At 56.7% G+C, this 21,931-nt stretch carries 16 protein-coding genes; 10 read left to right on the top strand and 6 right to left on the bottom strand.

Going from position 1 to position 21,931, the window contains the following annotated elements:
- Positions 1-3: 3 nt before the first annotated feature.
- The 5 genes from bcsZ (at position 4) to IM265_RS18190 (ending at position 9,867) form a co-directional block, all read left to right on the top strand.
- Positions 4-1,110 carry a cellulose synthase complex periplasmic endoglucanase BcsZ gene (gene bcsZ / locus IM265_RS18210; protein ID WP_047363559.1) on the top strand — a complete coding sequence of 369 codons (1,107 nt, stop codon included), beginning with the start codon at positions 4-6 and terminating at the stop codon, positions 1,108-1,110.
- Positions 1,092-4,574 carry a cellulose synthase complex outer membrane protein BcsC gene (gene bcsC, locus IM265_RS18205; protein ID WP_041911851.1) on the top strand — a complete coding sequence of 1,161 codons (3,483 nt, stop codon included), beginning with the start codon at positions 1,092-1,094 and terminating at the stop codon, positions 4,572-4,574. The genes bcsZ and bcsC overlap by 19 nt, the downstream gene beginning before the upstream one ends.
- Positions 4,575-4,693: 119 nt before the next feature.
- Positions 4,694-6,700: a biofilm formation regulator HmsP gene (gene hmsP / locus IM265_RS18200; RefSeq protein ID WP_028014755.1), complete on the top strand. Its 2,007-nt coding sequence runs from the start codon at positions 4,694-4,696 to the stop codon at positions 6,698-6,700.
- 159 nt (positions 6,701-6,859) lie between these two features.
- Positions 6,860-8,146, top strand: coding sequence for a dicarboxylate/amino acid:cation symporter (locus tag IM265_RS18195; protein ID WP_028014754.1), 1,287 nt, complete (start codon positions 6,860-6,862; stop codon positions 8,144-8,146).
- 227 nt (positions 8,147-8,373) lie between these two features.
- Positions 8,374-9,867, top strand: a complete 1,494-nt coding sequence (locus IM265_RS18190; protein ID WP_028014753.1) for a pitrilysin family protein — start codon at positions 8,374-8,376, stop codon at positions 9,865-9,867.
- A gap of 46 nt (positions 9,868-9,913) precedes the next feature.
- Here IM265_RS18190 and IM265_RS18185 read toward each other — a convergent pair whose 3' ends face one another.
- A complete protein-coding gene (locus IM265_RS18185) occupies positions 9,914-10,843 on the bottom strand; it encodes a sugar kinase (RefSeq protein ID WP_193031720.1) in 930 nt (309 codons plus the stop codon).
- Positions 10,844-11,072: 229 nt separating this feature from the next.
- Between IM265_RS18185 and pdeH the strand changes: the two genes are divergently transcribed.
- Together pdeH and IM265_RS18175 are read left to right on the top strand one after the other, a co-directional pair.
- Positions 11,073-11,846: a cyclic-guanylate-specific phosphodiesterase gene (gene pdeH, locus IM265_RS18180; protein WP_041911854.1), complete on the top strand. Its 774-nt coding sequence runs from the start codon at positions 11,073-11,075 to the stop codon at positions 11,844-11,846.
- Positions 11,847-11,911: 65 nt separating this feature from the next.
- Positions 11,912-13,954 (top strand): AsmA family protein, encoded by a 2,043-nt coding sequence (locus IM265_RS18175; RefSeq protein WP_193031718.1) that lies wholly within the window; start codon positions 11,912-11,914, stop codon positions 13,952-13,954.
- A gap of 50 nt (positions 13,955-14,004) precedes the next feature.
- Here IM265_RS18175 and IM265_RS18170 read toward each other — a convergent pair whose 3' ends face one another.
- The 3 genes from IM265_RS18170 to IM265_RS18160 all read right to left on the bottom strand — a co-directional run bounded on the left by IM265_RS18170 (position 14,005) and on the right by IM265_RS18160 (position 17,565).
- The gene (locus tag IM265_RS18170; RefSeq protein WP_028014749.1) at positions 14,005-15,327 is read right to left on the bottom strand and encodes an MFS transporter; all 1,323 of its coding nucleotides are present in this window, start codon (positions 15,325-15,327) and stop codon (positions 14,005-14,007) included.
- 261 nt (positions 15,328-15,588) lie between these two features.
- Positions 15,589-16,614: an inner membrane protein YhjD gene (gene yhjD / locus IM265_RS18165; protein WP_041911856.1), complete on the bottom strand. Its 1,026-nt coding sequence runs from the start codon at positions 16,612-16,614 to the stop codon at positions 15,589-15,591.
- Between the two features lie 51 nt (positions 16,615-16,665).
- Complete coding sequence (locus tag IM265_RS18160; RefSeq protein WP_028014747.1) at positions 16,666-17,565, bottom strand: LysR family transcriptional regulator; 900 nt, start codon at positions 17,563-17,565, stop codon at positions 16,666-16,668.
- Positions 17,566-17,684: 119 nt separating this feature from the next.
- Between IM265_RS18160 and IM265_RS18155 the strand changes: the two genes are divergently transcribed.
- Positions 17,685-18,443, top strand: coding sequence for an SDR family NAD(P)-dependent oxidoreductase (locus tag IM265_RS18155; protein ID WP_193031728.1), 759 nt, complete (start codon positions 17,685-17,687; stop codon positions 18,441-18,443).
- A 173-nt stretch (positions 18,444-18,616) separates the two neighbouring features.
- Positions 18,617-19,219, top strand: a complete 603-nt coding sequence (locus IM265_RS18150; RefSeq protein WP_193031716.1) for a response regulator transcription factor — start codon at positions 18,617-18,619, stop codon at positions 19,217-19,219.
- Here the strand turns inward: IM265_RS18150 and IM265_RS18145 are convergent.
- Positions 19,198-19,536, bottom strand: coding sequence for a lysozyme (locus IM265_RS18145; protein ID WP_193031714.1), 339 nt, complete (start codon positions 19,534-19,536; stop codon positions 19,198-19,200). The genes IM265_RS18150 and IM265_RS18145 overlap by 22 nt on opposite strands.
- A 71-nt stretch (positions 19,537-19,607) precedes the next feature.
- The gene (locus tag IM265_RS18140) at positions 19,608-20,147 is read right to left on the bottom strand and encodes a GNAT family N-acetyltransferase (protein ID WP_028014743.1); all 540 of its coding nucleotides are present in this window, start codon (positions 20,145-20,147) and stop codon (positions 19,608-19,610) included.
- Positions 20,148-20,294: 147 nt separating this feature from the next.
- On the opposite strand from IM265_RS18140, the gene IM265_RS18135 reads away from it, so the two are divergent.
- Complete coding sequence (locus IM265_RS18135) at positions 20,295-21,887, top strand: STY4199 family HEPN domain-containing protein (RefSeq protein ID WP_193031712.1); 1,593 nt, start codon at positions 20,295-20,297, stop codon at positions 21,885-21,887.
- Positions 21,888-21,931: the final 44 nt, after the last annotated feature.

The raw sequence follows: 21,931 nt of genomic DNA, 5'->3' as shown, positions 1-21,931 counted from the left end.
GTGATGAAAGCCTTTCGCTGGTGTGTAGTCGCAGCGTTGATGCTGGCGGCGATCCCTCTTCGCGCCGCCTGTACCTGGCCTGCCTGGGAACAGTTTAAAAAGGATTACATCAGCGAGGGCGGGCGCGTCATCGATCCGAGCGACACGCGCAAAATTACAACGTCGGAAGGGCAAAGCTATGCGTTGTTCTTTGCCCTGGCCGCTAACGATCGCAAGGCGTTTGACCAGCTGCTGACGTGGACGCGCGATAACCTCGCCAGCGGCAATCTCAACGATCGTCTGCCCGCCTGGCTCTGGGGACAGAAAGACAAAGAAAACTGGGGGGTGATTGATACCAACTCCGCCTCAGATGCCGATGTCTGGATTGCCTGGTCGCTGCTCGAAGCGGGCCGGTTATGGAAAGACCCGGACTATACCCAAACGGGCAAGGCACTGCTAAAACGCATTGCCAGCGAGGAAGTGGTGAAAGTGCCGGGGCTCGGCTCAATGCTGCTTCCCGGTAAAGTCGGTTTTGCCGAAGAAAACGCCTGGCGCTTTAACCCCAGCTACCTTCCTCCACAGTTAGCGAGCTATTTCACCCGCTACGGTGCCCCGTGGACCACGCTGCGTGAAACCAATCTGCGGCTGCTGCTGGAAAGCGCGCCGAAGGGATTCTCGCCGAACTGGGTGCAGTATCAGAAAAACAAAGGCTGGCAGCTACAGCAGGATAAAACGCTGGAAGGGGGCTATGACGCCATCCGTGTCTATCTTTGGGTGGGCATGATGAGCGATAAAGATCCTCAAAAAGCCCGGCTGCTGACGCGCTTCCAGCCGATGGCGGCAAAGACAATCAAACAGGGCGTGCCGCCGGAGAAAGTGGATGTGGCGACGGGTAAACACACCGGCAATGGCCCGGTCGGGTTCTCTGCCGCGATGCTGCCGTTTTTACAGCAGCGCGATGCCCAGGCGGTTCAGCGCCAGCGCGTGGCAGATCATTTTCCCGATAACAATGCCTACTACAGCTATGTATTGACTCTTTTTGGTCAGGGATGGGATCAGCATCGTTTTCGCTTCACCGCTAAGGGTGAATTAATACCGGATTGGGGCCAGGAATGCGCAAGTTCACAGTAAATCTACTCACTCTATCGCTTGGGCTGGCACTGATGCCGCTGGCGCAGGCCGTTAACTCTCCGCAGCAGAAACAGCTGCTGGAGCAGGTTCGGCTGGGCGAATCGACCCATCGCGAGGATTTGGTTCGTCAGTCGCTCTACCGTCTTGAGCTGATCGATCCGAACAACCCTGACGTCATTGCCGCCCGCTTTCGCTACCTGCTGCGCCAGGGCGATAACGCCGGAGCGCAAAAAGAGCTGGACCGCCTGAAGGGGATCGCCCCTGACTCCGGCGCGTACCAGTCCTCACGCAATACCATGCTGCTTTCCACCCCGGATGGCCGCCAGCAGCTTCAGCAGGCGCGCTTACTCGCTACGACAGGGCACACGCAGGAGGCGATTGCCGCCTATGACAAGCTCTTTGACGGCAACCCGCCGGGCGGCGACGTGGCGACGGAATACTGGAATGTGGTGGCGAAAGATCCTGCCCGTCGCGCTTCGGCCATCAACCAGCTGAAAAAAATAAACAGCAGCAGCCCCGGGAATACCCAGCTCCAGACGACGCTGGCCCAGCTTCTGTTCCAGAGCGGACGCCGTGATGAAGGCTTTGCGGTGCTGCAGGAGATGGCTAAATCCACCGGCGGCCGCGGCCAGGCCTCTGACATGTGGTATGAGCAGATCAAAGACCAGCCTGCCAGCAGCGCCAGCGTCACCGCGCTGCAAAAATACCTGACCGTCTTCAGCGACGGCGATAGCGTCGCGGCGGCGCGCGCCCAGCTTGAGGCGCAGCAAAAGCAGCTCGCTGACCCGGCGTTCCGCGCGAAAGCAGAAGGGCTGGCGGCGGTGGATGCCGGGCAGGGGAGTAAGGCGGTGGCGGAGCTGCAAAAAGCCGTCAGCGCCAACCATGCCGACAGTGAAGCGGTGGGGGCTCTGGGGCAGGCCTATTCCCAGAAAGGCGACCGCGCCCGCGCGGTGGCACAGTTTGAAAAGGCGATTGCCCTCGATCCGCAGAGCGATAACCGCGGGAAATGGGACAGCTTGCTGAAGGTTAACCGCTACTGGCTGCTGATCCAGCAGGGGGATGCGGCGCTGAAGGCGAATAACCCGGCGCAGGCGGAGCGTTACTATCAGCAGGCGCGCAACGTCGACAATACCGACAGCTATGCGGTGCTGGGGCTGGGAGATGCCGCTGCGGCGCGTAAAGATAACGACGCGGCGGAGCGTTATTACCGCCAGGCGTTACGTATGGACAGCAGCAACAGCAATGCGGTTCGCGGCCTTGCCAATGTTTACCGTGCGCAGTCTCCGGAGAAAGCCTCGCAGTTTATCCAGTCGCTCTCTGCCAGCCAACGCCGGAGTATTGATGATATTGAGCGTAGCCTTACTAATGAGCAGCTTTCCGCCCAGGCAGAACAGCTGGAGAGTCAAGGGAAATACGCTCAGGCGGCAGAAATTCAGCGTCGCCGTCTGGCACTCTCGCCCGGTGACGTCTGGATAACGTATCGTCTCTCGCGCGATCTCTACAGCGCGGGCCAGCGCAGCCAGGCGGATACCCTGATGCGCCAGCTTGCCAGCCAGAAACCGTCTGACCCGGAGCAGGTGTATGCCAACGGGCTCTACCTGTCCGGAAACGATCAGGACCGGGCCGCGCTGGCGCATCTGAATACCCTGCCGCGCAGCCAGTGGAACGGCAACATTCAGGAGCTTGCCGACCGTCTGCAAAGCAATCAGGTGCTGGAAACCGCCAACCGCCTGCGCGACAGCGGCAAAGAGCAGGAGGCGGAAAATCTTCTGCGTCAGCAGCCTGCCTCCACCCGCATCGACCTGACGCTGGCGGACTGGGCGCAGCAGCGTGGCGATCTGAACGCGGCGAAAACGACGTACAGCGCCGTCCTGCAGCGTGAGCCGCAGAACGAAGACGCGATCCTCGGTCTGACCGAAATTTACAGCGCGGAAGGTAACAAAGATGCCGCCCGTGCGGAGCTCGCGAAACTGCCCGCCGCGCAAAACGGCCAGCCGCTGTCGCTCAATATGCAGCGCCGGATCGCGATGGCGCAGGCAGGACTGGGCGATTCCGCTGCCGCAGAACAGACCTTCAGCAAAATCATTCCGCAGGCTAAATCGCAGCCCGCCTCCATGGAAAGCGCGCTGGTGCTGCGTGATGCTGCCCGCTTCCAGACGCAAAACGGCCAGCCGCAGCAGGCGCTGGAGACGTATAAAGATGCGATGGTGTCGTCCGGCATCACCACGACGCGTCCGGTGGACAATGACAGTTTCACCCGTCTGACGCGTAACGATGAAAAAGATGACTGGCTGAAGCGCGGCGTGCGCAGTGACGCCGGTGATCTGTACCGTCAGCAGGATGTTAACGTCACGCTGCAGCACGACTACTGGGGCTCCAGCGGCACGGGCGGCTATTCTGACCTGAAAGCGCATACCACCATGCTCCAGGTGGACGCCCCGCTCTCTGACGGGCGCATGTTCTTCAGAAGCGATCTGGTCAACATGGACGCCGGCACCTTTGATAACAATAACGGAACCTACGACCCTAAATGGGGGACCTGCTACGACACGCCGTGTAGCGGCAACACCAGCCAGAGCGACAGCGGCGCCAGCGTCGCCGTTGGCTGGCAGAATAAAACCTGGGCGATGGATATTGGTACCACGCCAATGGGCTTTGACGTCGTCGACGTGGTGGGCGGTATCAGCTACAGCAGCGATTTAGGCCCCATCGGCTACACCGTCAACGCCCATCGTCGGCCTATCTCCAGCTCTCTGCTGGCGTTCGCCGGGCAAAAAGATACCAATACCGGCACCACCTGGGGCGGCGTGCGCGCGACGGGCGGCGGTGTAAGCATCAGCTATGACAAAGGCGAGGCGAACGGCGTCTGGTCAAGCCTGAACGCGGAAACGCTGACCGGTAAAAATGTGGAAGATAACTGGCGCGTCCGCTGGATGACGGGTTATTACTACAAGCTCATTAATAAAAACAACGAGCGCCTGACGGTCGGTGTCTCCAATATGCTCTGGCACTACGATAAGGATCTGAGCGGCTATTCCCTCGGTCAGGGCGGCTACTACAGCCCGCAGGAGTATGTCTCCTTCGCGCTGCCGGTGACCTGGCGTAAGCGTACGGAAAACTGGTCCTGGGAGCTGGGTGGCTCGGTGTCCTGGTCCCACTCCAAAACCAAAGACGAGCTGCGTTACCCGATCCAGAGCCTGATCCCGACCGATGAGCCAGGCCGCTATACCGACCGTGGCGCGATGGAAACCGGCAGCTCCTCCTCCGGGACGGGTTATACCGCGCGGGCAATTATTGAACGCCGGGTCACCTCCAACTGGTTTGTGGGTATGGGCGTGGATATTCAGGAAGCGAAAGATTACACCCCAAGCCATGCGCTAATTTATGTGCGCTACTCTGCTGCAGGCTGGCAGGGCGATATGGACTTACCGCCGCAGCCGCTTATTCCTTATGCGGACTGGTAATCGGATTTTCCTTAATCCATTTGTAAGTCTCTCTTAATAGCGCGGCAATCGGGTATACTCAGGCGCGCCAGGTTTACACCCTGGCGCGCCCTGCGCTTCGAGTTTTGTGGAGAGTCATTTTGCGTGTCAGCCGTTCCTTAACGATCAAACAAATGGCGATGGTCTCTGCCGTCACTATGCTGTTTGTACTGCTCTTCTGCGTAATTTTGCTGTTTCATTCCGTACAGCAGAATCGCTATAACACGGCTTCGCAGTTAGAAAGTATCGCCCGCTCGGTGCGCGGCCCGCTCTCCGCCTCGATCCTGAAAGGGGACATTCCCGAAGCGGAAACCATCTTAAAGCGCATTCAGCCTGCCGGGGTCGTTAGCCGCGCCGATGTCGTCTTACCCAACCAGTTCCAGGCGTTGCGGATGAGTTTTATCCCGGAGCGTCCCGTCCCGATGATGGTGATGCGCCTGTTTGAACTGCCGGTGCAAATTTCTCTGCCTCTCTATTCGCTTGAACGTCCTGCCAATCCGCAGCCACTGGCCTACCTGGTTCTGCAGGCGGACTCGTACCGGATGTATAAATTCGTCATGAGTTGGGTGGTTACGTTAGTGACCACTTGCTTACTTATGACCCTGATCATCAGCGTAGCGCTGACGTGGTGTATAAACCGCCTCATTGTTCACCCGCTGCGCCGTATCGCCCGCGAGCTGAATGGGCTTTCGCCGCAGGATCAACTGGGGCACCAGCTTGAGCTGCCGCGTCTGCATCAAGACGATGAGATCGGTATGCTGGTGCGCAGCTACAACCTCAACCAGCAGCGCATCCAGCGTCATCAGGATGAGCTAAACAACAGCGCCACGCGCTTCCCGGTGTCGGAGCTACCTAATAAAGCGTTTCTGATGGCAATGCTGGAGCAGACCGTTGCGCGGCAGCAAACCACGGCGCTGATGGTGATTGCCTGTGAAACCCTGCAGGACACGGCGGGCGTGCTCAAGGAGAGCCAGCGTGAAATGCTGCTGCTGACGCTGGTGGAAAAGGTGAAGTCTGTTCTTGCCCCGCGCATGGTGCTGACCCAGGTCAGCGGTTACGACCTGGTGGTGATTGCCAACGGCGTGAAAGAGCCGTGGCATGCCATCACATTAGGTCAGCAAGTACTCACTGTTATAAATGAGCGGCTGCCCGTGCAGGGCATCCAGCTTCGTCCGAGCGCCAGTATCGGTATCGCCATGTACTACGGTGATTTAACGGCGGAACAGCTGTACCGCCGCGCGTTCTCGGCGGCGTTTACCGCCCGGCGCAAAGGGAAAAATCAGATCCAGTTCTTCGACCCGGAGCAGATGGAAAAGGCGCAGCAGCGCCTGACGGAAGAGAGCGATATCCTGACCGCGCTGGATAACCGTCAGTTCGCCCTCTGGCTACAGCCGCAGGTGAATCTACAGACGGGGGAAGTGAAAAGCGCCGAGGCGCTGCTCCGCCTGCAGCAGCCGGATGGCTCCTGGGAGCTGCCGGAGGGGCTGATTGAGCGCATCGAATCCTGCGGCCTGATGGTCACCGTTGGCTATTGGGTACTGGAGGAGTCCTGCCGCCAGCTTGCCGCCTGGCAGGAGCGCGGCGTAACGCTGCCGCTGTCGGTCAACTTGTCTGCCCTGCAGCTTATGCATCCGACGATGGTCTCCGAGATGCTGGAGCTGATCCACCGCTACCGGATCAAGCCTGATACGCTGACGCTGGAAGTGACGGAGAGCCGGCGCATTGACGATCCTAACGACGCGGTGGCCATCCTGAAGCCGCTGCGCAATGCCGGCATTCGCATCGCGCTGGACGATTTTGGTATGGGGTACGCCGGGCTGCGCCAGCTTCAGCACATGAAAGCTCTGCCGGTGGACGTGCTCAAAATCGATAAATCGTTTGTCGACGGGCTGCCGGAGGACAGCAGCATGGTGCAGGCCATCGTCCAGATGGCGCGTAGCCTCAAGGTGCATCTTATTGCCGAGGGGATTGAAACCGAAGCGCAACGCGTCTGGCTGGCAGAGGCGGGCGTCGAGAGCGGCCAGGGCTACCTTTTTGCCCCCGCGGTGCCGCCGGATGTCTTCGAGCAGCGATACCTTTCTGGCGCTGACCATAACGCAAAAGTGTAATTTTGTTGCTGGCTTGTGCGAGCCAGTTCAAAGTTCTTAACATTTGTGTTTCAAATTTGAACCGGGTTTATTTCTGTCCTGTTATACGGGTGTTATTTTAGAGCCGCAGGTTAACCATAACCTTACAAAGCCTGTGGTTTTTCTTCCCAAGGACACCCTATGAAAACCTCACTCTTCAAAAGTCTTTATTTCCAGGTCCTGACAGCCATCGCCATCGGTATTCTGCTGGGTCACTATTACCCGGAGCTGGGCGCGCAAATGAAACCGCTTGGCGACGCGTTCGTTAAGCTCATTAAAATGGTCATCGCCCCGGTGATCTTCTGTACGGTGGTAACGGGCATCGCTGGCATGGAAAGCATGAAGGCGGTGGGCCGTACCGGTGCAGTGGCGCTTCTCTACTTTGAAGTGGTCAGTACCCTTGCGCTGATTATTGGTCTGGTCATCGTCAACGTGGTACAGCCTGGCGCGGGTATGAACGTTGATCCCTCTACGCTGGATGCCAAAGCGGTTGCGGTCTATGCCGAACAGGCGAAGGATCAGGGCGTGGTCGCCTTCCTGCTGGACGTCATCCCTGGCAGCGTCATCGGCGCCTTCGCCAGCGGAAACATTCTGCAGGTGCTGCTGTTTGCCGTGATGTTTGGCTTCGCCCTGCACCGTCTGGGCAGCAAAGGCCAGCTTATCTTCAACGTGATTGAAAGCTTCTCGCAGGTCATCTTTGGCATCATCAATATGATCATGCGCCTGGCGCCGATCGGTGCCTTCGGTGCGATGGCCTTCACCATCGGCAAGTATGGCGTTGGCACGCTGGTGCAGCTGGGTCAGCTGATCATCTGCTTCTACATCACCTGTATTCTTTTCGTGGTGGTGGTGCTGGGCTCCATCGCCCGTGCGACAGGCTTCAGCATTTTCAAATTCATCCGCTACATCCGTGAAGAACTGCTGATTGTTCTGGGGACCTCCTCTTCAGAATCGGCGCTGCCGCGTATGCTCGACAAGATGGAAAAGCTCGGGTGCCGTAAATCGGTGGTCGGCCTGGTGATCCCGACGGGGTACTCCTTCAACCTTGACGGTACCTCGATATACCTGACGATGGCGGCCGTGTTTATCGCCCAGGCAACCAACAGCCATATGGATATTTTCCATCAAATCACCCTGCTGGTGGTGCTCTTGCTGTCGTCTAAAGGGGCTGCGGGCGTGACGGGCAGCGGCTTTATCGTGCTGGCAGCCACCATTTCTGCGGTGGGGCATCTGCCGGTGGCGGGTCTGGCACTGATTCTTGGTATTGACCGCTTTATGTCTGAGGCGCGTGCTCTTACCAACCTGGTGGGTAACGGCGTGGCCACGGTGGTGGTCGCGAAATGGGTGAAAGAGTTGGATCACAAGAAGCTCAACGATACGCTGAATAATCGCGCGTCTGATAGCAAAAATCCTGGTTTAACCTCCTAATCTTGTCACAATTGCCCGCATTCCCTTGTCGGGATGCGGGCTCCTGCGCATAATAACTGTTCATACCTGTCATAATTCGACAAGATTTTTTTTGGGTATATTTCACTTCGGACCGTGACGTTTTGCCGAACGCGCGGTCTAATCGACGTGTTTTCATCGTCATCTTTTAGAGTGCAGCGCGTCGCGAGACACTCTTTTTTAACCAGGAATGTTGATCAGGGGTTCACATGCAGGGCACAAAAATTCGACTCTTAACCGGCGGTTTGCTGATGATGGCAGCAGCCAGTTATGTGCAGGCAGATGCGCTCCAGCCAGACCCGGCCTGGCAACAAGGCACGCTAGCGAACGGTTTTCAGTGGCAGGTGTTATCTACTCCACAGCGTCCCAGCGATCGTATTGAAATCCGTCTGTCCGTAAATACCGGCTCCCTTACGGAAAGCACTCAGCAAACCGGTTTTAGCCATTTTATTCCCCGTCTGGCGCTCACGCAGAGCGGCAGCTTGCAGGCAGTACAGGTGCGTTCGCTGTGGCAACAGGCCATCGATCCGAAACGCCCCCTTCCTCCGGCTGTGGTCTCCTATGACTACACCATGTTTAACCTGAGCCTGCCAAATAACCGTAACGACCTGCTTAAAGAAGCCCTTACCTATCTCTCCGATGCCTCTGGCAACCTGGCGATTACGCCGGACACCGTGAACTATGCGTTGAGCAACGGCGACATGGTGGCGACCTGGCCTGCGGATACCAAAGAGGGCTGGTGGCGCTACCGTCTGAAAGGCTCAACGTTGCTGGGGCACGATCCGGCAGAGCCGCTGAAGCAGCCGGTGGACGTCGAACAGGTAAAATCGTTCTACCAGAAATGGTACACCCCGGACGCGATGACGCTGATCGTCGTCGGCAATGTGGATAGCCGCGCGGTGGTTGAGCAGATCAACAAAGCGTTTGGCGATCTGAAGGGCAAACGTGAAACGCCAGCCCCTGTCCCGACGCTCTCTCCGCTGCGCGCCGAGCCTGTCAGCATTATGACGGACACCGTGCGCCAGGACAGGCTCTCCGTGATGTGGGATAACGCCTGGCAGCCTATTCGCGAGTCTGCGGCGCTGCTGCGCTACTGGCGTGCCGATCTGGCGCGTGAGGCGTTGTTCTGGCACGTTCAGCAGACGCTCAGCAAAAACAACGTGAAGAACATTGGCCTTGGCTTTGACTGCCGCGTGCTGTTCCAGCGTGCGCAATGTGCCATTAACGTTGAATCGCCGGGCGATAAACTGAATGCGAACCTGGGTGTGGTGGCGAAAGAGCTGGAAAAAGTACGTAAAGAGGGGCTCTCTGAAGAGGAGTTCAACGCGCTGCTGGCCCAGAAAAAACTGGAGCTGCAGAAGCTGTTTGCCACCTACGCTCGCGCCGATACCGACATTCTGATCAGCCAGCGGATTCGCTCCCTGCAGAATCAGGTTGTCGACATTGCGCCTGAGCAGTACCAGAAGCTGCGTCAGGACTTCCTGAACGGTCTGACTGTGAATATGCTGAATCAGGATTTACGTCAGCAGCTGTCGCAGGATATGGCGTTGATCCTTCTGCAGCCGAAAGGCGAGCCGGAATATGACATGAAGGAACTTCAGAAGACCTGGGATTCCATTATGGCCACCGCGTCGCAGCCGGCGCAGGCTGCAACGGCTGATGATCTACACCAGGACGCGTCGGATATTCCGCAGGGGCAGTAATCCTCTCACCCCGGCCCTCTCCCCAAAGGGAGAGGGTTAGGGGAAACTAAACAGGCATCGCCTCGCGCGGAATAATCGCCCCGCGATACTGAATCACGGTGCTGGCCGTCAGGTGCCCACGCTGTGCCGCCGCTTCCGGCGTTCCCCCCGTCAGGCGTACCGCCAGGTAGCCCGCGCTGAAGGAATCCCCCGCCGCAGTGGTATCAATCACTTTCTCTTTGGCCAGCCTCACCGCAGGGACCTCAACCACCGCTTCACCCGCAATCGCGACCAGGCACGACTCCGCGCCGCGCTTAATCACCACTTCGCTCACGCCTGCTGCGTGCGTGCGGGCAATCACGTCCTCTACCGGCTTCTCACCCCACAGGGCGTCTTCATCATCGAGCGTCAGGAAGGCGATATCCGTGCACTGCAGCATCTGCTGATAAACCTGCTGCGTCTCTTCGCGGCTGGCCCACAGGCGCGGGCGGTAGTTGTTATCAAAAATCACCTTCCCGCCGTTGGCGCGGCATTCGCGCAGCAGCGAGAGCAGCTTTTCGCGGCTGGTCGGGCTTAAAATCGCCAGGCTAATGCCGCTCAGATAGAGATAGTCAAACGTCGCCAGCTCTTCGCAGATGGCCCCAGCGGCGTCGCTCTCCAGCCAGAATTTGGCCGCGGCTTCGTTACGCCAGTAATAAAACGTGCGTTCGCCGGTGCTGTCAGTTTCGATGTAGTAAAGCCCAGGCAGGCGGTTTTCCATACGCTGTATAAGCGAGGTTTCAACATGTTCACTTTGCCAGGCTTCCAGCATCTGCTGGCTGAAGCTGTCCGTGCCGAGGGCGGTGACGTAGTTCACGGTGAGTGCCTCAGGCGCAACCTGACGGGCAATGTAAACCGAGGTGTTTAACGTATCGCCACCAAATCCGCGGCTGACTTCCGCGCCTTTTTGTGACAGCTCAATCATGCATTCGCCAATCACGGCAATTTTTTTGGACATAGTCGTGAACCTGAACAGAAGAATTTTCAGCAGTGTGCGCCGAGTGAATTAGATGGTCAACTATATTAAAACGGTGTTCCATTATTTTATTTGAGCCAGCGCGTGTTCCGGCAAATTTCTGTCATCTTAATTTCATTTTCACGGTGAATTGAACATAAAGTTCTCAATTATCGCGCCGATAATCCTGTGACGAGTCCAGAAAGGCTATCCCAACAACAGGACATCTGAAATGAAGTCAGAGCAGGTTATCCAGCGGCTGAGCACTACGCCTGAGGCAAGTATTGAGAACTTGCAGGAGCATCGCTACTGGCTGCAATGTGAGCGCGCGTACACCTGGCAGCCGATCTATCGAACGGACGGTCGGCTGATGGCAATTGAGATTTTGACCGTCGTTACGCATCCCTCAAACCCTACTCAGCGCATCGCGCCGGATCGCTACTTTGCCGAAGTTGCCGTTCGCCAGCGTCTGGACGTGCTGGAAGAGCAGCTCCGTATGCTGGCGACGAAACAGGCCTTTTTCGAGCAGCATACGATCCTCGCCTCGGTGAACGTGGATGGCCCAACTCTGCTGGCGCTGCGTCAGAACGCGAAGCTGCAGGAGCTGATCGCCACCCTGCCGTGGCTGCGCTTTGAGCTGGTGGAGCACGTGCGCCTGCCGCAGGATTCCTCGTTTGCGTCAATGTGTGAATTTGGCCCGCTGTGGCTGGATGACTTTGGCACCGGTATGGCGAACTTCTCGGCCCTCAGCGAAGTGCGCTATGACTACATCAAGGTGGCTCGCGATCTGTTCATCATGCTGCGCCAGACCCCGGAAGGACGGAATCTGTTTACGCTGTTATTGCAGCTGATGAATCGCTATTGCCAGGGGGTGATCGTTGAAGGCGTGGAAACGCTGGAAGAGTGGCGTGATGTGCAAAACTCTCCCGCAGCGGCGGCGCAAGGCTATTTCCTCTCTCGCCCCGTGCCGATGGATCTCCTCGAAAGCGCCAGAACGACCCTCTGATAGCCCCGTTTCCCTTTGTCTGGACTATAGTTTTACAGGACAGGTCATCAGGAAAGGGGATAACAATGACAAAAACAACCAGGGTCATTTCCTGGATTACAGGGATTTTCTTGTTGTTGATCGCGATCGTCGTCATCATTATCGCGACGTTTGACTGGAACCGCCTTAAGCCGACCATCAACCAGAAAGTCTCAACTGAGCTGAACCGTCCCTTCGCCATTCGTGGCGATCTGGGTGTGGTATGGGAGCGTCAGAAAGAGGAGACCGGCTGGCGAAGCTGGATCCCCTGGCCGCACGTCCACGCCGACGACATTATTCTCGGCAACCCGCCGGATATCCCCGAAGTGACCATGGTGCATCTGCCGCGCGTGGAAGCCACGCTGGCGCCGCTGGCGCTCCTGACCAAAACCGTCTATCTACCGTGGATCAAGCTCCAGCAGCCCGATGCGCGCCTGATCCGCCTCTCTGAAAAAAACAATAACTGGACGTTTAACCTTGCCAGCGACGGCGAAAAAGATCCGAATGCCAAGCCCTCTTCGTGGTCATTCCGTCTGGACAATATTCTTTTCGATCGCGGGCGGATCGCCATCGACGATAAGGTCAGCAAGGCAGACGTGGAGATCCTGGTCGATCCGCTGGGTAAACCGCTGCCGTTTAGCGAAGTCACGGGCAATAAAGCGAAAGGCGATAGCGCCAAAGCGGGTGATTATGTCTTCGGCCTGACGGCAAAAGGGCACTACAACGGCCAGGCGCTTAACGGGGAAGGGAAAATCGGCGGCATGCTGGCGCTCCGGAGCGAAGGCACGCCATTCCCGGTGCAGGCGGATTTCCGCTCGGGGAATACGCGCGTGGCGTTTGTGGGGACGGTCAACGACCCGATGAACATGGGGGGCGTCGACCTGCAGCTCAAGTTCGCCGGTGACTCGCTTGGCGAACTGTATGAACTGACTGGCGTACTGCTGCCGGATACCCCGCCGTTCGAAACGGACGGGCATTTGGTTGCCAAAATTGATACCGAAAAATCGTCCGTTTTTGACTACCGGGATTTCAACGGCCGCATCGGCGACAGCGATATTCACGGCACGCTGACCTACACCACCGGAAAACCACGGCCAAAACTGGAAGGGGATGTCGAGTCCCGCCAGCTGCGTCTGGCCGATCTTGGCCCGCTGATAGGCGTGGATTCGGGCAAAGGGACAAAGTCAAAAGAGGTTAAGAAGGACGTTCAGCCTGCGGGAAAAGTGCTGCCTTACGATCGCTTTGAAACCGATAAGTGGGACGTGATGGATGCGGATGTGCGCTTCAAAGGACGCAAGATTGAGCATGGCAGCACGCTGCCGCTGAGCGATCTCTCGACGCATATCATCCTGAAAAATGCCGACCTGCGCCTGCAGCCGCTGAAGTTTGGCATGGCGGGCGGGACGATTTCCTCCAACATTCACCTGGAAGGCGATAAAAAGCCGATGCAGGGGCGGGCGGAGATCCAGGCGCGTCGATTGAAGCTGAAAGAGCTGATGCCGAACGTGGAGCTGATGCAGAAAACCCTCGGTGAAATGAACGGCGATGCGGACATTCGCGGGGTGGGGAATTCCGTGGCGGCACTGCTGGGCAGCGGCAACGGTAACCTGAAACTGCTAATGAACGACGGTCTGGTCAGCCGCAACCTGATGGAGATCCTGGGGCTGAACGTCGGTAACTTTATCATCGGGCAAATCTTTGGCGATGACGAGGTGAGGGTGAACTGCGCGGCGGCGAATGTGGATCTGGTTAACGGCGTGGCGCGTCCGCAGATTTTTGCCTTCGACACGGAAAACGCGGTGATTAACGTGACCGGTACCGCCAGCATGGCCTCCGAACAGCTGGATTTGACCATCGATCCGGAAAGTAAGGGGATTCGTATTATTACCCTGCGCTCGCCGCTTTACGTGCGTGGGACCTTCAAAAATCCGCAGGCGGGCGTCAAGCCCGGGCCGCTGATTGCGCGTGGCGCGGTGGCCGCAGCCCTCGCGACGTTGGTCACCCCGGCCGCCGCGCTGCTAGCGTTGATTTCGCCGTCAGAAGGCGAGGCGAATCAATGCCGGACGATTTTGTCGCAGATGAAGAAGTAAGGTGCGGTTTGTTATTGCCGGGTAAGGCGTAGCCGCCACCCGGCATTAGTTTACAGCGCCTGATGCTTAGTCTCATGCGTCAGCAGCAGCGCAATCAACGTCAGCGCCGCCATGGCCGCCAGATAAACGCCCACGTAGAACAGACCATAATTTGCCTGCAGCCAGGTGGCGATATACGGTGCCACGGACGCGCCCAGAATAGACGAGACGTTATAGGAGAACGATGCGCCGGTATAACGCACTTCCGTCGGGAACAGCTCCGGCAGCAGCGCGCCCATCGGGCCGAAGGTCAGCCCCATCAGGCTCAGGCCAATCAGCAGGTACGCCATCACCAGCGCCGGGCTACCTGAACTCAGCAGCGGCGGGAAGACGAACAGAGCAAACAGAATGATCAGCGTGGTGATCGTAATCATGCTCGCACGACGACCAAACTTATCCGCCAGCAGGCCGGCAATCGGTACCATCACGCCAAACCCAATTACCGCCATCATCAGCATCCACAGCACTTCGTTACGCGGCAGGCCCAGCCCAACCGGTGCGGCAGCGGTACTGTAGGTCATGGAGTACACCGTCATGATGTAGAACAGCGTGTAGGTCGCCAGCATGATAAACGTGCCCAGCACGGTCACGCGCACGTGTTTGGTCAGCAGGGTGCCCAGCGGCACTTTTACCTGTTTTTTCGCCGCGGCTACTTTTGCGAACACCGGCGTCTCATGCAGGGAAACACGCACATACAGGCCAATCAGCACCAGCACGGCCGAGAAGACAAACGGAATACGCCAGCCCCAGCTCATGAACTGTTCGTCCGTCAGCAGCCAGGAGAGCAGCAGGAAGGTCCCGTTGGCAAAGAAGAAGCCAATCGGCGCGCCAAGCTGCGGGAATGAACCGTACAGCGCACGTTTACGCGGCGGGGCGTTCTCGGTCGCCAGCAGCGCCGCGCCACCCCATTCACCGCCCAGCCCCAGACCCTGACCAAAACGCGCCAGCGCCAGCAGGACCGGCGCCAGAATGCCGATGGTTTCGTAGGTCGGCAGCAGGCCGATCGCCACGGTGGAGATGCCCATCGTCAGCAGCGAGGCCACCAGGGTGACCTTACGCCCAATACGATCGCCGAAGTGTCCAAACAGCGCGGAGCCAATCGGACGCGCCACAAACGCAATAGCAAAGGTCGCCAGAGACTGTAGCGTCGCCGCCGTCGGGTCTCCCTGGGGGAAGAAAATATGCGGGAAAACGATGACCGCTGCGGTGGCGTAAATGTAAAAGTCGAAGAACTCAATGGCGGTGCCAATCAGCGATGCGACGACAACTTTATTGCGCGAGTTTACCGGGACGTTTTCCGCACCAGAGTCGAGTGTTGTGGCTGTTGATTGCATAATATTTTCTTATTTTTTGTCGAACGAAAGGCCATATTACGCACAGCAAAAGCGACATTTCAATCTGTAACAAATTAGCTTCCTGATTATAAAATCAACAAAAAGCGGATAATGTTCAGGCCAGCCAAAATGCTTCCATGAAATGCTTCACGTTTTTTAAATATTGGTGGATAAAACTGGTTTTCGGTTAAATAAAAGTTACGGACTGGATTTATATGCTGAAATGATGAGTCGGGCTGAAATATCAGCCCGAGAGCGGAATTAACGATGTGTTTTTCCGGGCATTCGCGTGTCGCCTTTGTACTCGGCGGTGGCAATCCACGCCGCGCAGAACAGGGTTAAACGCGCGAAGAAGTAGAAGAACGCCATCAGCCCCAGCACCGAGCCAAATGCCGCGCCGGACGGGGATTTCACCAGCGACGGCAGGGTGTAAGTCATCACGATCTTAATCACTTCAAAGCCGATCGCCGCAATCAATGTGCCGCGGAGCAGCGCCTTCTTACGCGGACGATGCCGAGGCAAGCGCCAGAAAATCCAGAAGAACAGCAGGTAGTTGGCGAAGATGGAAATCGCCAGCCCGATGCCGCGCCAGGCGGGCTTCAGCCATTCGATGTAATCAAGATAGAGCGCAGAAATAATCATCTGCTGCGCGGAGCCCGCCACGGAGGTAATGGAGAGCGTGACGACGAGCGCGATAAGCAGGCCAATCAGCGAAATAAAGTCGCGGAAATATTTAACCCAAATTTTCTCCTGATCCTGCGGTTTACGCTCCCACACCTCGCGGGACTGGGCGCGAATAGCTTCGCGGAGGTTGCCCATCCAGTTAACGCCGGAGTAAAGGGCGATGAGCAAACCGACGATCCCGACGGTGGTGCGCTGCTGAACGGCGGTGTTAATCGTGCTTTTCAGCGTGGTGGCGAGGGTTGGGTCACTGACGTTATTCAGGATCTTATTGAAAATATCCTGCAGCAGCGTTGGATGCGACGCGAGTACAAAACCGGCCGCAGCAAACGACACCATCAGGATGGGGATCATCGACAGGAACGAAAAATAGGTGATCGCGGCACCGAACTGGTTTCCCATGCGGTCATTAAAGCGCTCGGTCGCACGTATAAGATGCGCAACCATGGGAAACTGCTGAATTCTCTCCGCCAGGCTGGTGACGGTGCCCAGCGCCTTGCTGGCTGTACCAGGGGCTTTAGCCTCTTCCGGCTCGGTTTCCATCTTCTTGATGGGTTCATAATCTAAATGTTGGGTGGGTCGTTGCGGGTTATTTTCCGGCGTCACGCGTCTTTTCCTTTTTCGTTTGGCTGGATGTTATTGAATTATAGCTTGCGACTAGTCCACGTAAGCTTTTGTGAGTTCGGTTAGCCACTCCATAAACAGGTGAACCCGGCGAGAGAGGTTGCGCCGGTGGGGGTAAATCAGGGAGACAGGCATCGGTTCCGCGCGATACTGCGGGAGGATCTCAATCAGTTTCTTTGCGCGCAGCAGGTCGCGCACCCCAACGCGCGGGGCCTGAATGATCCCCAGCCCGGCAAGGCAGGCGGCCTGGTAAGTTTCCGTGCTGTTGACGGTTAGCACCCCGCCCGTTTTTATCCACTGCGTTGTGCTTCCGTTATAAAATTCAAAGCCCTGAGGGCGGCTTCCCAGCATCGCGGCATAATGAATCACGGCGTGCGAGCCTAAATCGTCCAGCGTGTCAGGGTAGCCAAAACGCGCCAGATAATCCGGGCTGGCGCAGTTGATCACCGACAGCTTGCCCAGCGGACGGGCTATCAGCCCTGAGTCCTTCAGGGAACCCACGCGGACGACGCAATCAAACCCTTCCCGGACCACATCCACCAGACGATCGCTGCTGCTGAGCTCCAGTTCGATACCCGGATACTGCTGTAAAAACGCAGGCAGTTTGGGGATGACGACATTTCGAGCAACGCCAACGGGCATATCCACGCGCAGCCTTCCGCTGATGCTGGAGGGATCGTGCTGAAACATGCCGTCCAGCTCATCCAGGTTCGCCAGCAGATCTTTTGCCCGTTCGTAATAGACCATGCCGTCCTGCGTCAGGCTGACGCGGCGCGTGGTACGGTGCAGTAGCTGGGTGCCAAGCCGGTTTTCCAGTGCCTGAATTTGCCGGGAAACGCTGCCTTTCGGCAGCGTTAATGTCTCTGCCGCGCGGGAAAAACTCTCCAGTTCCGCGACGCGAACAAACAGCTGCATTGCGTGAATTTTATCCATAGATGAAGCTCATTGTTGTTTGCAATGAAACAGTGAAGCGTTATTACCCATCTTTATTGATCTTCTATCACCTAATAAGCTCTTTCTCAATCTCCATAACAGCCAAAACGAGGTTTATGATGACTGAACGTATCGCATTAGTGACGGGTGGTAGCCGCGGCTTAGGTAAAAACGCTGCGTTAAAGCTGGCTGCTGACGGCACGGGAATTATCCTGACCTACAATCGTAGCCAGCAGGAAGCGCTGGAAGTTGTGCGCGAAATTCAGGAAAAAGGCGTCAAGGCGGCGGCATTAAAGCTCAACGTCGGGGATATCGCCAGTTTCGAAAATTTTGCTCAACAGCTTCAGGAGATCCTGAAGAGTGTCTGGCAGCGCGAAACATTTGATTATTTATTGAACAATGCCGGAACAGGTTTATACGCACCCTATACCGAAACGACGGAAGCGCAGTTTGATGAGGCGCTGAACATTCACTTCAAAGGGCCTTTCTTCCTGACGCAGCGCCTGCTGCCTCTGCTTAACGACGGGGGGCGGATCCTCAATGTCTCCAGCGGACTGGCCCGCTTCACCCAGTCAGGCTCAGGAACCTACGCGGCCATGAAAGGGGCGATGGAAGTGCTCACCCGCTATCAGGCGAAGGAGCTTGGAGCGCGCGGTATCTCCGTCAATATTATCGCACCAGGCGCGATCGAAACCGACTTTGGCGGTGGGCGCGTGCGCGACAACGCGCAGCTTAACCAGATGCTGGCGTCGCAGACGGCGCTGGGGCGGGTAGGTTTGCCGGACGATATCGGGGATGCCATTGCGGCGCTGCTTAGCGATAAGCTTGGCTGGATGAACGCGCAACGTATTGAAGTGTCAGGCGGTATGTTCCTGTGATGTCTGATGTTAAGGGGAGGGAACCCCTTAAGGAAATCCTTAATATGGATGTGTCAAAATGCGGGTAAATATAAAAACCACTGGCGGATTTGTAACCTCTCCATTCATTGAGTTTTTTCTTAAATAGCGCCTATGTAGAATCCCCCTTCGCTATTCTCAGAGGGAGAAATACGATGCGAGTAATCATGTTTGACAGGCAGTCGATATTTATTCATGGAGCGATACACGGTTTGCAGAAATTAATTCCTGAAATAAATATAACGGGGGCTTGTCAGGCAGACGATTTATGGACGCAAATATCCGCGTCACCGTCTGCTATCGTCATGATTGACGGCAATTTAATTCAGGATGAGGGGAGTTCTTTCCTTGATGAAATCATGCATCGCTTCCCGTCGGTACGGGTGATGATGGTTCTGGCAAAAAAAGAGACCCGATGGGTTGAACAACTCATGCAGCGAAACGTGATGGCTATTATCCCCCGTAACGCTAATCCTGAGCGGTTTGCCGCCGTGCTGGATTCCGTATCCAGAGGGATGGTCTGCTTTCCCGCTGAGTGGGTCAGCCAGCAATCGTCAGCGCAGGCGTTACTTTCCTTAAGCGAGCGTCAGCGTGAGGTGCTGAAGCTGCTGGCGGCGGGCGAATCAAACAAAGAGATTGGTCGGAATCTCAACATCAGTGCGGCCACGGTAAAAGCGCATCTGGAAGCGCTTTTTCGCCGGCTGGAGGTAAAAAACCGAACCCAGGCAGCCATGTACTACACCCGGGTGACGGCCTGAAGCAGCGCTTTCGGGAGTGAAGACGTCACGCCGAAACTCAGTATCATCAGTACCAGCGCGTCATGCTGCTGCTGGGTTAATGGATGTATACACTTTTCCCGCAGCAGCGTTTCACAAAGCTGAATATCTTCATGGAGTAAATATTCCGCCTGAAGAGGCGTGATAAGGCCGTGAAAATTTTCCCGTTCGCGGATCACATGCCCATAGCCGATAACCCATACACCCTTTTCATCACGATATTTCTCCAGTGAAAGCCCTTGATGTTTCTTTATTAATTCTATGGCGGCAGAAGATATATTTAGCGCATGACCGTTCATATTCGTTTCCTCTTAATGGCGATACTGTAGAGGAATCGCGGTACGAGCAATATCCGCCAAATGGCTGTTGATCAGGAATTATTGTTCAGGTATTCCTGCCGTAATAACCCAAATAACCAGTCATTTTGCCAGCGACCGGAAAGGTAATAGCTTTCACGTAGCTCGCCTTCCAGCTGGAAGCGAGCTTTTTCCAGCAGGCGCCTGGAGGCGACGTTTCCCGCGGTGACGGTGGCGGTGAGCCGACGAATACCGCCCTGATGAAAGGCGTAATCGCAAAGCGCCTGCAGGGATTCGAAGCCGTAACCTTTGCCCTGCGCCTCGGGGGCAAAAAGAAAGCCCACTTCGGCGCAATCTTCTTCCCGATGAATATACCCGGTAACGCCCAGCGGGGCCTGTGAGAGGGCATCACGTACGACGAGGCACAGCCAGTGCGCGCTGCCTGGCGTCCAGGGCGTCAGGCGCGAATCAAACGCCTCCCGGATCGCTGCGACGGGGCGGTTCTCCGCAACAAAGCGCATGACTTCGGGGTGTTGCTGCAACGCCAGAAAAAAGGGCCAGTCTTGCTCCTGCAGGGGCGAGCAGTTCAGGCGTGAGGTCATTAAAACTGGCATTAAGATTCTCCTGAAGCATTTTAAATGATTTTAGGGTTGTCACTTTATTTCAACAGAAAGTCAGGTATGGTTAAGCGCGTATAAATAAAAAGAAAAACGGCCGTTAGTGCCCATTCCGGATGTCTTCGCTGTCGCTTAAGGAAAACAATGACTCTCAGCACATCACATCATATCCGCGAACAGTTTGAACACTGTCTGGCGGTCATTCGCCAGGCGTCGGTGGAAATCTTGCTTCTTCTGAATGTACATGTTTCTGAGGGGAAAGATCCACGCTGGTTTCTGGAACAGCTGGACAGCGCGCGTTTAGGGCTCGGGGGATGGGCTACGGTTGCGAAGAAGCTTAACCTGAATGATGCCGAGATGTCGGAATTTACGCTGCAGCTGCGCCTGCTGCAGCAGCGCGTCCCGCAGTACGAAAGCGGGCAGGATGTCAGTGAAAACCAGCTTATTGCGGCGATGCGGTTTGTGACTACGCTGGAACATCTTCGTCTGCAGCAGCCGCTTCTGACCTACAGCACCGAGCTGGCCCCGGGAAGCGAACTCCAGCAACAGCAGGCGCACAAGCAGGTACGCGCAATTGAGTTAATGATTAAAGGCCTCATTCAGCAGGCCTGGCCCGATCAGGTGCGGCTCAATAATCATCTTAAAACCTTATTTAACGCTGACCGCGTACGGCGCTGGCTGAAGCATGGCGAAATCAACGATGTCCTGAGCGGCATGATGTTCAGTGAACTGGCGCAAATGCTGGTGGATAAAAAAGAGTTCAGCCGCTATTACGCCTCGCTGTTTAACGACCCGTCCATGCTGACGCTCCTGGTGGAGCCGCGCAAAACGCTGCAAACCTTCCTCGACGACATCCGGCAAATCCGCAACAGCATTACGGTGCAGAAAACGTTGAGTTCGGCGCAAATTCAGCTGCTGGATAACTACTACATGCAGATCTCCCGTCCGGTTCAACGCGCGTTTGAAGAGGGGAGAACGCGCGTCAACCCGGCCGGATTCATGGCGGTGGATGCCAGCGAGCTGCACGCGTTCTGGGAAAAGGCGCAAAAAATGGATCGGGTTACCGGTGGGGATCTGTTTGAAGTCCGCGACACGATTGAAAAGCCGACCCAGCGCGCCCCGCGCACGCCCGAACAGCGTGAGCAGCTTATCTCCGGTGCGCTATGGGGAGCGGTCGGCGTGATGGTGATTGCCATCGTGGTAGGCGGCTTCTGGCTGGTGACCAGCAGCAAACCGCAGCTTGTGGCCGAAAATACGGCGCAAGCGGCGGCTCCGCCGCAGGAGATGCGCGAAACCCCTTCCTCGCGGGAGACGCTGACGCGCATGGGAGTGACCTGGGACGAGAGTAATTTCCGTTCGGCGATTAACCGCAACGATACCCGCGTGGCGCTGCTCTTTTTGCAGGGTGGGATGGACTGGAAGCTGTCATGGACCGAAGAGGCGATGTCGGCAGGCTATGACGACGTTCTGGAGCTTATGCTGCGCTATCGGCAGAACATGGCAGAAGAGAAGCCGTGTCGTCGTTTCATCAATACGCTCAGCCACGCCATGTCAAACGGCGAGTCCCTGACGTCAATACGTAAAGAGTATCTGAAAGCGTTCTGCACCGTGCCGGCCGTGGTTAAGCGCCAGAAGCACGATCTTGAGATGGCAACGCGACGCGCGCAGTCACAGCCGGATGCCACCACGAAAAAATGGCAGTCTATTCAGACCGCCATTTATGAGGTGATTCGCTAACGTTTTCCCCTCTCCCCAGAGGGGAGAGGGGCCAGATCGCACCC

Origin of the sequence: Enterobacter cloacae complex sp. P17RS (genome assembly GCF_014895885.1) — a bacterium.
Taxonomy (GTDB): Bacteria; Pseudomonadota; Gammaproteobacteria; order Enterobacterales; family Enterobacteriaceae; genus Enterobacter; species Enterobacter bugandensis.
Note: the sequence above shows the minus strand (reverse complement) of the source record. Positions and strands in the feature narration are given on the sequence as shown.